This window comes from Streptomyces harbinensis (assembly GCF_900116145.1).
In the GTDB taxonomy this organism is placed as follows: domain Bacteria; phylum Actinomycetota; class Actinomycetes; order Streptomycetales; family Streptomycetaceae; genus Streptomyces; species Streptomyces carpaticus.
In genome coordinates this window covers 324,014-335,489 of the sequence record NZ_FPAB01000001.1, presented here as the reverse complement: position 1 = coordinate 335,489, position 11,476 = coordinate 324,014, and the positions used below count along the sequence as shown (strand labels likewise).

Annotated in this window: 12 protein-coding genes; 5 read left to right on the top strand and 7 right to left on the bottom strand. The window is 73.6% G+C overall.

The features are described from left to right. Positions 1-36: 36 nt before the first annotated feature. Entirely contained in the window at positions 37-456 is a 420-nt protein-coding gene (locus BM385_RS01650) for a MerR family transcriptional regulator (protein ID WP_093841938.1), read from the bottom strand. A 414-nt stretch (positions 457-870) separates the two neighbouring features. Between BM385_RS01650 and BM385_RS01645 the strand changes: the two genes are divergently transcribed. Beyond that, on the top strand, positions 871-2,358 hold the full coding sequence (locus tag BM385_RS01645) for a SulP family inorganic anion transporter (RefSeq protein WP_093842218.1): 1,488 nt from the start codon (positions 871-873) through the stop codon (positions 2,356-2,358). A 19-nt stretch (positions 2,359-2,377) separates the two neighbouring features. On the opposite strand, the gene BM385_RS01640 is transcribed toward BM385_RS01645, so the two are convergent. The 6 genes from BM385_RS01640 to BM385_RS01615 form a co-directional block, all read right to left on the bottom strand. Next, the gene (locus BM385_RS01640; protein ID WP_093841937.1) at positions 2,378-2,806 is read right to left on the bottom strand and encodes a VOC family protein; all 429 of its coding nucleotides are present in this window, start codon (positions 2,804-2,806) and stop codon (positions 2,378-2,380) included. A gap of 89 nt (positions 2,807-2,895) precedes the next feature. Further along, a complete protein-coding gene (locus BM385_RS01635) occupies positions 2,896-4,188 on the bottom strand; it encodes a DUF2637 domain-containing protein (RefSeq protein ID WP_093841936.1) in 1,293 nt (430 codons plus the stop codon). A gap of 81 nt (positions 4,189-4,269) precedes the next feature. Further along, a complete protein-coding gene (locus BM385_RS01630) occupies positions 4,270-5,043 on the bottom strand; it encodes a hypothetical protein (RefSeq protein WP_019431863.1) in 774 nt (257 codons plus the stop codon). 82 nt (positions 5,044-5,125) lie between these two features. Next, positions 5,126-5,956, bottom strand: a complete 831-nt coding sequence (locus tag BM385_RS01625) for a DUF3558 domain-containing protein (protein WP_139275131.1) — start codon at positions 5,954-5,956, stop codon at positions 5,126-5,128. Positions 5,957-6,003: 47 nt separating this feature from the next. Beyond that, complete coding sequence (locus BM385_RS01620; RefSeq protein ID WP_019431861.1) at positions 6,004-7,014, bottom strand: GlxA family transcriptional regulator; 1,011 nt, start codon at positions 7,012-7,014, stop codon at positions 6,004-6,006. A 161-nt stretch (positions 7,015-7,175) separates the two neighbouring features. Beyond that, entirely contained in the window at positions 7,176-7,787 is a 612-nt protein-coding gene (locus tag BM385_RS01615; protein WP_019431860.1) for a hypothetical protein, read from the bottom strand. Between the two features lie 129 nt (positions 7,788-7,916). Between BM385_RS01615 and hemL the strand changes: the two genes are divergently transcribed. The 4 genes from hemL to BM385_RS01595 all read left to right on the top strand — a co-directional run bounded on the left by hemL (position 7,917) and on the right by BM385_RS01595 (position 11,475). Continuing rightward, on the top strand, positions 7,917-9,227 hold the full coding sequence (gene hemL, locus BM385_RS01610; RefSeq protein ID WP_078575744.1) for a glutamate-1-semialdehyde 2,1-aminomutase: 1,311 nt from the start codon (positions 7,917-7,919) through the stop codon (positions 9,225-9,227). 68 nt (positions 9,228-9,295) lie between these two features. Continuing rightward, the gene (locus BM385_RS01605; RefSeq protein WP_051131010.1) at positions 9,296-9,943 is read left to right on the top strand and encodes a histidine phosphatase family protein; all 648 of its coding nucleotides are present in this window, start codon (positions 9,296-9,298) and stop codon (positions 9,941-9,943) included. 115 nt (positions 9,944-10,058) lie between these two features. Next, positions 10,059-10,697 (top strand): TlpA family protein disulfide reductase, encoded by a 639-nt coding sequence (locus BM385_RS01600; RefSeq protein ID WP_019431857.1) that lies wholly within the window; start codon positions 10,059-10,061, stop codon positions 10,695-10,697. Positions 10,698-10,704: 7 nt separating this feature from the next. Next, on the top strand, positions 10,705-11,475 hold the full coding sequence (locus BM385_RS01595; RefSeq protein WP_019431856.1) for a cytochrome c biogenesis CcdA family protein: 771 nt from the start codon (positions 10,705-10,707) through the stop codon (positions 11,473-11,475). Position 11,476 lies beyond the last annotated feature (1 nt).

Genomic DNA, 11,476 nt, shown 5'->3' with positions numbered 1-11,476 from the left:
GGACCGGCGGCTGGTCCGCGCCGGCCGGCGGTGGGGCTACGGGCCCGTCGGCGGGTGGTCCGCCGTCCCGGCGCCGGCCGTCCGCTCCAGGCGGGCGGCCAGGGTGGCGGCGAAGTCCTCGGCGCGGGCCAGCTGGACGCGCAGCTTCTCCACCTGCTCGGTGGCGGCCCGCTCGTAGGTCCGTACGCGCTCCAGCAGCGCCGCGTGCTCGGCGGCGTCCGCGGCGGTGCCGGCGTCGAGGCGGTCGGTGGCGTCCAGGAGGTCGCGCATCTGGTCGAGGGTGAAGCCCAGCGGCTTCATACGGCGGATGACCATGAGCCGGGCCACGTCGGCTTCGGTGTAGAGGCGGAAGCCGCCCTGGGAGCGGGCGGAGGGGGTGACCAGGCCGGTTTCCTCGTAGTGCCGGATGGTTCGCAGGGACAGCTCCGTGCGCGCGGCGACCTCGCCGATCTGCATGTGCCTGCTGTCCACGTCGGTGATCCCCTGGCTCTTCTCGTCGCGGGCTGTCGCGGGCTGTCGCGGGCCGGGGCCGCACCCTCCGCCGATCTCTACCCTTACGTCAGGGTAGAGTTGCGGGTGGTGCGGGCGCGTTCCGTTTTCCCGCCCTGCGCCCTGCCATGCCGGAGACGACGACGCCCCCGGTGACGTCCCGATTCTCGCAGGAGGGCAGTGTGCCCGCGTCCCCGGCGCCCGCCGCCTCCGCCTGCCCGCCGTAACGCCCCCCGGGACACCGGCCCGCCCGCGCCACCGCGCCGGCCAGCCCCGTCCCCCACGCCGTTCCGGCCACCCCTTCCCCCCCGCGCACCCCTGCCGCCGCACCGGTGCGCCCGAGCACGACAGGTTCCGCCCCCCGTGTCCTCCAGCACCCCCCTGTCCCCGGCCGCGCGCCTGCGCGCGCTGACGCCCGACTGGATCGCCGACCCGAAGGTCTGGCGCACCGAGATCCTCGCGGGCCTCGTCGTCGCCCTGGCGCTGATCCCCGAGGCCATATCGTTCTCGATCATCGCCGGGGTCGATCCCGCGGTCGGCCTGTTCGCCTCCTTCACCATGGCCGTCACCATCGCCGTCGTCGGCGGCCGGCGCGCCATGATCTCCGCCGCCACCGGCGCCGTCGCCCTCGTCATCGCCCCGCTCCAGCGCGAGCACGGGCTGGGCCACCTGGTGGCCGCCGTCATCCTCGCCGGCGTCTTCCAGGTGGTCCTGGGCGCGCTCGGGGTGGCCAAGCTGATGCGGTTCATCCCGCGCCCGGTGATGACCGGCTTCGTCAACTCCCTCGCCATCCTGATCTTCATGGCCCAGGTCCCGGAGATGACGGATGTGCCCTGGCCCGTGTATCCGCTGATCATCGGCGGGCTGGCCCTCATGGTGCTCTTCCCCCGCATCACCACCGCCGTGCCCGCCCCGCTGGTCTCGATCGTCATCCTCACGGTCATCACGGTGGCGGCGGCCCTCGCCGTCCCCACGGTGGGCGACAAGGGCGAACTCCCCTCCGCGCTGCCGGTACCCGGCCTGCCGGACGTGCCGTTCACCGTCGAAACGCTGACGACGATCGCCCCGTACGCGTTCGCCGTGGCGCTGGTCGGCCTGATGGAGTCGCTCATGACCGCCAAGCTCGTCGACGACATCACCGACACCCCCTCCAACAAGACCCGGGAGTCCGTCGGGCAGGGCATCGCGAACATCGTCACCGGCTTCTTCGGCGGCATGGGCGGCTGCGCCATGATCGGCCAGACGATGATCAACGTGAAGGTCTCCGGCGCCCGCACCCGGCTGTCGACGTTCCTCGCGGGCGCGTTCCTCATGGTGCTGTGCGTCGTCTTCGGCCCCGTCGTCTCCGACATCCCGATGGCCGCCCTGGTCGCCGTCATGGTCATGGTGTCGTTCGCCACCTTCGACTGGCACTCCGTCGCGCCCCGTACCCTGCGGCGGCTGCCCGCCGGGGAGATCGCCGTCATGGTGATCACCGTCGGCTGCGTCGTCGCCACCCACAACCTGGCCATCGGCGTCGTCGTCGGCTCCCTCACCGCCATGGCCGTCTTCGCCCGGCGCGTCGCCCACCTCGCCGAGGTCACCGCCGTCACCGACCCGGACGGGACCACCGTCGTCTACCGGGTCACCGGCGCGCTGTTCTTCGCCTCGTCCAACGACCTCGTCGGCCGGTTCGACTACGCGGGCGACCCCGGACGCGTCGTCATCGACCTGTCCGCCGCCCACATCTGGGACGCCTCCTCCGTCGCCGCCCTCGACGCCATCGAGGCGAAGTACGCCCGGCGCGGCAAGACCGTCGAGATCACCGGCCTCAACGCCCCGAGCGCCCACCTGCACGAGCGCCTCACCGGCGAACCGGCCGGGCACTGAGGCCGGCCGGGGCCAGCCGTCACGGCCGCTCAGCCGCCGGGCCGCGGTAGGTGCCGAACGTCCACAGATTGCCCTCCGGGTCGCGCACCGTGCACACGTACGCCGCCGCGCCCGACCCGAACACGGTGCGGTGCGGTGGCTCCAGTACGTCCCCGCCCGCGTCGCACACCCGCCGGTGCACCGCTTCCACCTCGTCGGTGACCACGTACACGGCGCTGCTCCCGGCGCGCATCCGGCCGTGCACGCTGTCCTTGTGCCGGGTCGAGCCGAACACCAGCGCCCCACCACCGGGCCAGCGCACCTCGGCGTGCCCGATTCCGCCGTGCTCGTCCGGCGCGGCGACGGCTTCGGTGAAGCCGAGCACCTCGACCAGGAAGCGCAACGCCGCTCCGGTGTCGTCGTAGTGCAGGACCGGCCAGACGGAGGAAAGGGAGGCGTCGCGCGACATGCCCGTCACCCTAGGGCAGCCGGTGGCCAACGGCCCCTGTGGCGTCACGTCCTGCCCTGGGCGGCCTGAGCCGCGTCCCGGCCGCCGGGTCAGACGCTGGTGCCCATGTCGGAGTTGTAGCGCTCCTTGAAGCCGTAGGTGCGCATGACCTCGCGCACGTGCTGCTCGCTGAGCAGATTGCCGTCCGCGTCGGTGACGCCGAAGCGTTCGTTCAGCATGACGGAGAGCTGACGGGGGGTCGGGAAGCCGCCGGTCTCGACGACGTAGCGGTGGTAGGCCGCGTAGTACCGCTCGTCCTCGGCGAGATCGGTGGGCAACTCGATGGGCTCGGGGTCGATCGCCTCGTCCGGGAGGTAGTCGGCCTCGCCGCCGCGCTGCGCGGGCAGCAGGCCGGGGGCCGGGGCCTGGCCGAGGCTGCGGCGGCGGCCGGGGGCGACCGGAACGGTGGCGTCGGGGTACGGCTCGGGCTCGGGCTCGGCGCCGGGTTCGGGCTGTACGGGCTCTGGTTGTACGGGCTCCGGCCGCGCGGCTTCCGGCGCGGCCCCGGGAGCCGTTCCCGCCGCCGAGTCCGCCTCCGGCTCCGGTCCGGCCGGCCCGCCGGCGCCGTACCACTCCTCGCGGTCGGCGCGGGGCTGGAGCACCGGCAGTTCGGGCAGCGGGAACCGGGGCGGCTGGGCCCGGCCCGGGTCCGGGTCGCCAGCCGCGTCGGCGCGCCGGAGTGCGGGGGCGGTCTCGCTGAGCGGGACGCCGAAGCGGGCCAGCTTCAGCGGCATCAGTTCCTCCACCGGGGCCCGCCGGCGCCAGGCGCGGCCGTACTCGGCGCGCAGCCGGGTCTGGTAGACGAGCCGGTCGCGCTCCATGGAGATGACCTCTTCGTAGGAGCGCAGCTCCCACAGCTTCATCCGGCGCCACAGCCGGAAGGTGGGCACCGGGGAGAGCAGCCAGCGCCACATGCGGACGCCCTCCATGTGCTTGTCCGCGGTGATGTCGGCGACCCGGCCGATGGCGTGCCGGGCGGCCTCCACGGTGATCACGAAGAGGACCGGGATGATCGCGTGCATGCCGACGCCGAGCGGGTCGCCCCAGGCGGCGGCGCCGTTGAAGGCGATGGTGGCGGCGGTGAGCAGCCAGGCGGTCTGGCGCAGCAGCGGGAACGGGATGCGCAGCCAGGTCAGCAGCAGGTCGAGGGAGAGCAGGACGACGATGCCCGCGTCGATGCCGATGGGGAAGAACGGCGAGAAGGCGCCGAATCCTTTCTGCTCGGCCAGTTCACGGACCGCCGTGTAGGAGCCGACAAAGCCGATGGCGGCGATGACGACCGCCCCGGCCAGGATGATCCCGACCAGGACGCGGTGTGCGCGTGTGAGCTTGATCGCGGCCACTGGTGGGGCCTCCCCGTGTGAACTGGTGTTCCCTCGCGGGCCCAAGACTCGCACACCGCGGGGCCGGCCCCGGCGGCTCGGCTACGCGTCGTCCTTCTTGTCCGTGTCCGCGCCACTCTCCTCGTCCGCGTCGCCGCCGTCCTCCTGCGCGGTCGCGTCCAGCCGCTCCACGGCCTCGGCCGCGGCCGTCTCGGCGCGCTCCCGGACGCCCTTGGCGCCGGGCATGTCGTCGCCCTCCAGGCCGGTGGCCGCGTAGTCGACGGTCACCACCACATTGCCGGTGCGGACCACGACCCGCTGCTGGCGGAAGTCCTGGGTGTCGTCGTCGATGTCCTTCTCGGCGTTGTACGCGATCGTGATCGCCGAGTCGCCGGTACCCGCCAGATCCTCCTGGGCGATGTCGCTGTTGGCGCCGTCCCCGGTGATCTCCTCGACCTGCTGCGCGATGAAGCCCTGCGCCCGCTCGTCGCCGCTGCCCAGCGACAGATCGGACTCGAAGCGGCGCAGCGAGACGGTCAGCGAGCGGTACTGGTACTCCTTCAGCCCGCTCCACAGGCAGGTGCCGGACAGGGAGGTGTCGTTCGAGGTCAGCGCCGAGCCGCCCTTGGGGTCGGCCTTGGGCACGATGTCGTCGATGGTGTCCTCGCCGATGACGGCGCAGGGGCTGGGCAGATCGGCGAACCGTACCGGCTCCGGCTCGGGTGCGCTCTCGCTGCCCTCGGCCGCCGCCCCGTCGTCGTTGCCGTCCGCGCCGGAGTCGGAGGCGGGGGAGGAGCAGCCGGCGATCAGCAGGGCGGGCACGGCGGCCCAGGCCAGCGCGCGCAGGGCCTTTTGGGGGGTGGCGGTGGGGTGCATGATCTCTTCGCTTCCGTTAATCCAGGGGCGGTCGGGACGGTCCGCCGCACAGCACGGTACAGCCCTCGGCCCGCCGCGGGTGCTAATCGTCGAAGCCGCCGGCCAGGTGCCGGCCCACGCGCTGGGCGCCGTCCTGGAGCGGGGTGCTGGCGGGGGGCGTGTCGCTGCCGGGGCTGATCCGGGTGTAGTGGACGGTGGCGATGACGTTCGCGCTGCGGAACGCCAGGGTGACCTCGCGGCGCGCGCCGGTGGCGGTGCTGCTGAGCCGGTCGTCGAGGTAGGCCTCGCTGCCGATGCCGCTGACGGTGCGCGGCACGGGTTCGCCCTCGCTGTCGGTGCGGCCCGGGGCGTCCGCCGCGTCCGGCTCCCGGCCGTCGGCGGGTGCGCCGTCCTGCTCGCCGGCCGCGGCGTCGTCGGCGCTGTCGTCGTCGGCGTCGTCCGCGCTGCCGTCCGCGGTGTCGTCCTGCGGCGCGTCCGGGTCGGGGAGGCCGGCCGCGACGGCGCGGGCGGTGAAGTCGAGGGCGGCCCGGTCGTCGTCGCTGACCTCGGGGTCGTAGGAGATGACCCGTTCGAAGTCGACGCTCAGTTGCAGGGTGCTGCCGGTCTCGGCGTCGGTGCCCTGCCAGGAGCAGCCGCCCCGGCGGCCGGTGTCGTACGTCACGGCGGGGGTGCCCCGGTACGCCTCGGGTGCGGCGTCGGGCAGCACCCGGCGCAGGGTGCTCTCGCTGACGGAGCCGCAGGGTTCGGGCAGGGCCGAGTAGCGGCCCGGCTTGGCGGCCCCGGCGGTGCTGCCGCCCGGTCCTGTGCCGGTGCCGCCGCCGTCGGTGCCGTCCCCGGTGCTGCACCCGGCGGTGAGTGCGCCGAGCAGCGTGGCGGCGAGGGCGGTGCGCAGCACTGCCGGCGCACTGCGCATGGCTGCCTCCCGGACGGTGTGGTGTGGACGCTCTCCGGGGGACATGTCTACCGCACGGCCCGCCGGGACGCTCGCCCGCTTGCCGCAATAAGGTAGTTTGTCTGACTTTGCGGGGGTGGTGAGCCGAATGTGCGGCGGTAGGTGTGCGGGCTGACGCCGGTGGTGCGTTTGAAGCGGTCGCGGAAGGCGGTGGGGGAGCCGAAGCCGACCCGGGCGGCGATGCCCTCCACGGGGTGGTCGGTGGTCTCCAGCAGGTGCTGGGCCTGGCGGATGCGGGCGCGGTGCAGCCACTGGAGCGGGGTGGTGCCGGTCTGTTCGCGGAAGCGGCGGATGAGGGTACGGGTGCTGGTGCCGGCGTGGGCGGCGATGTCGGCCAGGCTCAGCTCGCGGGCCAGGTTCTCCTGGAGCCAGTCCAGCAGCGGCTCCAGGGTGGCGCCGCGCGGCCGGGGCGGGAGGTCGTGCACGATGAACTGCGCCTGCCCGCCCTCCCGTTCCAGCGGCATGACGGACAGCCGGGCGGCGTGGGCGGCGACCGCCGAGCCGTAGTCGCGGCGGATCAGGTGCAGACACAGATCGAGGCCGGCGGCGGCGCCGGCCGAGGTGAGGAACTGCCCGTTGTCCACGTACAGGACGTCCGGGTCCACCTCCACGGCCGGGTGCCGCTCGGCCAGTTCCCCGGCCGCGATCCAGTGGGTGGTGGCGCGCAGGCCGTCGAGCAGCCCGGTGGCCGCCAGCGGGAAGGTGCCCGAGCAGATGGAGGCGATCCGGGTGCCCCGCGCGGCGGCGGCCCGCAGCGCGTCCCGGACGGCGGGCGGCAGCGGGGCGGTGGGGTCGGCGGTGCCGGGCACGATCACCGTGTCGGCGTCGCGCAGCCCCTCCAGGTCCCAGGGGGCGCGCAGGGTGAAGGCGCCCGCGTCGACCTCGGGCCGCTCGGCGCATACCCGGACCCGGTAGCCGGGCCGCCCGTCCGGCAGCCGGGTGCGGGCGAAGACCTCCAGCGGGGTGGACAGGTCGAACGGGATCACCCGGTCCAGGGCGAGTACGGCGACGGTGTGCATGGCCAGAACGTACTCCTCCGCCGAGGCGGAACCTGTCCCCGGAGGCGGGAGGGAGCGGGCATCGGGCCAGGTGGAGCGGCTTCCGGGGCCGGATGGCGGTTATCCGCCGGTGGGTGGCACTCCTGCCAGTGGGCCGCCCGGGCTGCCCGGGCGCGGCGGGGTCAGGGCCAGACCAGGCAGTACGGCTGGTGGCCGGCCTCGTGCAGCCGGCGGGAGAAGTCCTGCCACTCGTTGAGCAGCCGGTAGACGCCGAACGCGTCGGTGGGCCCGCGCCGGTCGGGCACGGTGGACCAGATGAAGGCGGCGGCGCCCACCGTCTCGTCCCCGATGGCGCGCAGCGGGTCGACGGCGGTGGTGGGCAGCTTCACCACGGCGTAGTCGGGGTGGAGCACCACCAGCTCCAGCGGCGGGACGCGGTGCAGCGGGATGCCCTCGATGCCGGTGAGCACCATGGCGGCCATGGTCTCCGGCTTGATGCGGGTGAACATGCCCTGCCCCAGCTCGTCGCCGCCCAGCTCCTCGGGGCGCATCGACAGCGGGACGCGGGCGGCGGTGGCGCCGTCCGGAGCGCCGAAGTACTTGTACGTCACGGCCAGCCGGCCCCCGCCCAGCCGGATCTCGCTCTCCGCCGGGCCGCCGGCGCCGCCCGCACCGCCGGTGGCGGGGGTGCCGCCGGCCTCGCCCTTGCGGCGGTGCCGGCCTCTGCGCGAACGCGGGCGCGGCGCAGGTTCGGGACCGAGGTCCCCCTCGCCCAGTCCGCCTCCGCGCTGCATGTCACCGCCCCGCCTCGGCGCGGTCCCCGCCGCGCAATCCGATCATCGTCTCAGAAGGGACCTCCCCCGACAGGCGCTCGCGAAACGCCCGAACGCACAGCTGTCTGAGGGCTCTGCCACCATGGAACGGTGACGCACACCTCTGAGGCCACCCCAGTTTCGCAGACACTCTTCTCCCGTGCAGCCCGCGTGACCCCCGGCGGCGTGAACTCTCCGGTGCGGGCCTTCGGCGCGGTGGGCGGAGTGCCCCGGTTCATGGCATCCGGTACCGGTCCGTACGTCACGGACGCCGACGGCCGCGAATACGTCGATCTGGTGTGCTCCTGGGGGCCGATGATCCTCGGCCACGCCCACCCGGCCGTCGTCGAGGCCGTACAGGCGGCGGTCGCCCGGGGCACCTCCTTCGGCACCCCCACCGAGGGCGAGGTGGCGCTCGCCGAGGAGATCGTCGACCGCGTCGCCCCGGTGGAGCGGGTGCGACTGGTCTCCTCCGGCACCGAGGCCACCATGTCGGCGATCCGGCTGGCCCGCGGCTTCACCGGCCGGGAGAAGATCATCAAGTTCGCCGGCTGCTACCACGGCCACGTGGACGCGCTGCTCGCCCAGGCCGGGTCCGGCGTCGCCACCTTCGGGCTGCCCGACACGCCCGGCGTCACCGGCGCCGCGGCCGGCGAGACCGTGGTGCTCCCGTACAACGACCTGGAGGCGGTACGCGCCGCCTTCGCCCGCCACCCCGGCGAGATCGCCTGCGTCATCACCGAGGCCGCCGCCGGCAACATGGGCGTCGTCCCGCCGCTCCCCGGCTTCAACCAGGGCCTGAAGGACCTGTGCGCCGAGCACGGCGCGCTGTACATCTCCGACGAGGTGATGACCGGCTTCCGGGTCAGCCGCCAGGGGTGGTTCGGCCTGGACGGGGTAACACCCGATCTGATGACCTTCGGCAAGGTGATGGGCGGCGGCTTCCCCGCCGCGGCCTTCGGCGGGCGTGCCGATGTGATGGAGAAGCTCGCCCCGGCGGGCCCCGTTTACCAGGCGGGCACCCTCTCCGGGAACCCGGTGGCCACCGCCGCCGGCCTCGCCCAGCTGCGGCTGCTGGACGACGCCGCCTACGCCACGGTCGACGACGCCGCCGCCAAGGTACGGGCGATGGTCACCGCCGCGCTCGCCGGGCAGGGCGTCCCGCACACCATCCAGTCGGCGGGCAGCATGTTCTCCGTCTTCTTCACCGAGGCGGCCGTCCCCGACTACGCCGCCGCCCGCCGCCAGCAGACGTTCCGCTTCACCGCGTTCTTCCACGCCATGCTCGCGGCCGGGGTGTACCTCCCGCCGTCCGCCTTCGAGGCGTGGTTCCTGTCCACGGCGCACGACGACCGCGCGCTGGAGCGGATCGCCGACGCGCTGCCCGCCGCCGCCCGGGCCGCGGCCGAGGCCACCGAGTAACCCCGAGCAGCGAGGAGTACGTACCAGTGAGCAGCGCGACCGGCACCGAGCGCACCACCGTCCATGTGATGCGGCACGGCGAGGTGCACAACCCCGACGGACTGCTCTACGGGCGGCTCCCCGGATACCACCTGTCCGCACTGGGCGAGCGGATGGCCGAGACGGTCGCCGAGGCCCTGGCCGGGCGCGACATCACCCACGTCGTCGCCTCCCCGCTGGAGCGCGCCCAGGAGACCGCCGAGCCGGTGGCCAAGGCGCACGGGCTGCCGGTGGCCACCGACGGGCGGCTGATCGAGGCGGCCAACGTCTTCCAGGGCAAGAGCTTCGGCGTCGGCGACGGCTCGCTGCGCCACCCCGGCAACTGGCGGCACCTGCGCAACCCGTTCCGCCCGTCGTGGGGCGAGCCGTACGTCGAGCAGGTGGTGCGGATGAAGAGCGCCCTGGACGCCGCCCGGGATGCCGCGCGCGGCCACGAGGCGGTCTGCGTCAGCCACCAGCTGCCCATCTGGATCCTGCGCAGCTATGTCGAGCACCGCAGGCTGTGGCACGACCCGCGCAAGCGGCAGTGCACGCTGGCCTCGCTCACCAGCTTCACCTACGAGGACGACCGGATCGTCTCGGTGCGCTACTGGGAGCCCGCCATCGAGCTCGTCCCGGCCCATCTGCGGGCCGGTGCCAAGCCGGAGAAGGGCGCCTCCAAGGGCGTCGGCGCCTGAGCGCACCCGTCGCCGCCCGCTCCCTGTCCCGATGCGTTTGCCCAGCTCAACGGGGCTGTATTCGGGACAAGGGGGGCGCGGAAGATCGCCTCGGGGCGCATGGGAAACTTTTCACATGATCGAGAGCCGCGTGTCCCCGCGCCGACGCCGCCGCCCCGGACAGGCCCTGAGGACGGGCGCCGCCGTCCTGTCCCTGGCCGCTGTTCTCACCGCCTGCTCCGGAGCATCGGCCGGCCCGTCCGGCGGCAACAGCAACATCGTCCAGGGCACCGGCCAGATCACCCACGTCCCGGCCGGCGAACGCCAGCCGCTGCCGGACCTGAGCGGCGAGACCACCGAGGGCGAGGAGCTCGACCTCGCCGACTACCGGGGCGGGATCCTGGTGCTGAACGTGTGGGGCTCCTGGTGCGCGCCCTGCCGCGCCGAGGCCCCCAACCTCGTCACCGTCGCCGAGGACCTGGCCGAGGACGGGGTGCAGTTCGTCGGCATCAACACCCGCGACCTGGACGCCGCCAACGCCCGCTCCTTCGACGAGCGCTTCGGCGTCCCGTACCCCAGCCTGTACGACCCGAGCGGCAAGCTGCTGCTCCAGTTCCCCAAGGGCAGCCTCAATCCGCAGGCCATCCCCTCCACCCTGGTCGTCGACCCGGAGGGCAACATCGCCGCCCGCGCGCTGAAGCCGCTGACCGAGGAGGAACTGCGCTCGGCCATCGAGCCGGTGCTGGCCGAGGCCGCCGGTACCACCGAGAAGTGACGGCCCGATGTCCTTGCACACTCTCGCCGCCGTCACCGACGGCAACGAGACGATACTGACCGGGGCGCTGCTGCTGGCCATACCGGTGGCCCTCTTCGGCGGCCTCGTCTCCTTCTTCTCCCCCTGCGTGCTGCCGCTGGTCCCCGGCTACCTCTCCTACGTGACCGGGGCGGGCGGCGCCGACCTGAAGGACGCGCGGCGCGGCCGGATGTTCCTCGGCACCCTGCTGTTCGTGCTCGGCTTCACGCTCGTCTTCGTCTCCACCGGCGCGCTGTTCGGCGAGTTCGGCCGCACCCTGCTGGAACACCGCGAGATCATCAACAAGGTCGCGGGCGCCCTCATCGTCGTCATGGGCCTGCTCTTCATGGGGCTGCTGCCCCGGCTGTCCGGGCGCCAGTTCAAGCTGCCCGTCAAGCCCGGCGCCGGGCTCGCCGGCGCCCCGCTGCTGGGCGCGGTGTTCGGCATCGGCTGGACCCCGTGCATCGGCCCCACCCTCGCCTCCGTGCAGTTCCTCGCCCTGAACGAGGCCACCGCCGGCCGCGGTGCGCTCCTCACCGTCTTCTACTGCCTGGGCCTGGGCCTGCCGTTCATCCTCGCGGCGCTCTTCTTCCGCCGCGCCCTGGGCGCGTTCGCCTGGTTCAAGCGGCACTATGTGGCCGTGATGCGGGTCGGCGGGCTGCTGATGATCGTCACCGGCGTCCTGCTGTTCACCGGCACCTGGGACCGGCTGGTGTACGACCTCCAGGTGTGGTCCTCCGAGTTCGACGTTTGGATCTGAA

Excerpts from the sequence above, each read along its gene's own strand:
- BM385_RS01620 (WP_019431861.1), bottom strand. The coding sequence starts at position 7,014 with ATGCACACCGTCGCCGTACTCGCCCTGGACCGGGTGATCCCGTTCGAC.
- BM385_RS01615 (WP_019431860.1), bottom strand. The coding sequence starts at position 7,787 with ATGCAGCGCGGAGGCGGACTGGGCGAGGGGGACCTCGGTCCCGAACCT.
- BM385_RS01595 (WP_019431856.1), top strand. The coding sequence starts at position 10,705 with ATGTCCTTGCACACTCTCGCCGCCGTCACCGACGGCAACGAGACGATA.
- BM385_RS01640 (WP_093841937.1), bottom strand. The coding sequence starts at position 2,806 with ATGTCGCGCGACGCCTCCCTTTCCTCCGTCTGGCCGGTCCTGCACTAC.
- BM385_RS01650 (WP_093841938.1), bottom strand. The coding sequence starts at position 456 with ATGCAGATCGGCGAGGTCGCCGCGCGCACGGAGCTGTCCCTGCGAACC.
- BM385_RS01600 (WP_019431857.1), top strand. The coding sequence starts at position 10,059 with ATGATCGAGAGCCGCGTGTCCCCGCGCCGACGCCGCCGCCCCGGACAG.
- BM385_RS01625 (WP_139275131.1), bottom strand. The coding sequence starts at position 5,956 with ATGCGCAGTGCGCCGGCAGTGCTGCGCACCGCCCTCGCCGCCACGCTG.
- BM385_RS01605 (WP_051131010.1), top strand. The coding sequence starts at position 9,296 with ATGCGGCACGGCGAGGTGCACAACCCCGACGGACTGCTCTACGGGCGG.
- BM385_RS01630 (WP_019431863.1), bottom strand. The coding sequence starts at position 5,043 with ATGCACCCCACCGCCACCCCCCAAAAGGCCCTGCGCGCGCTGGCCTGG.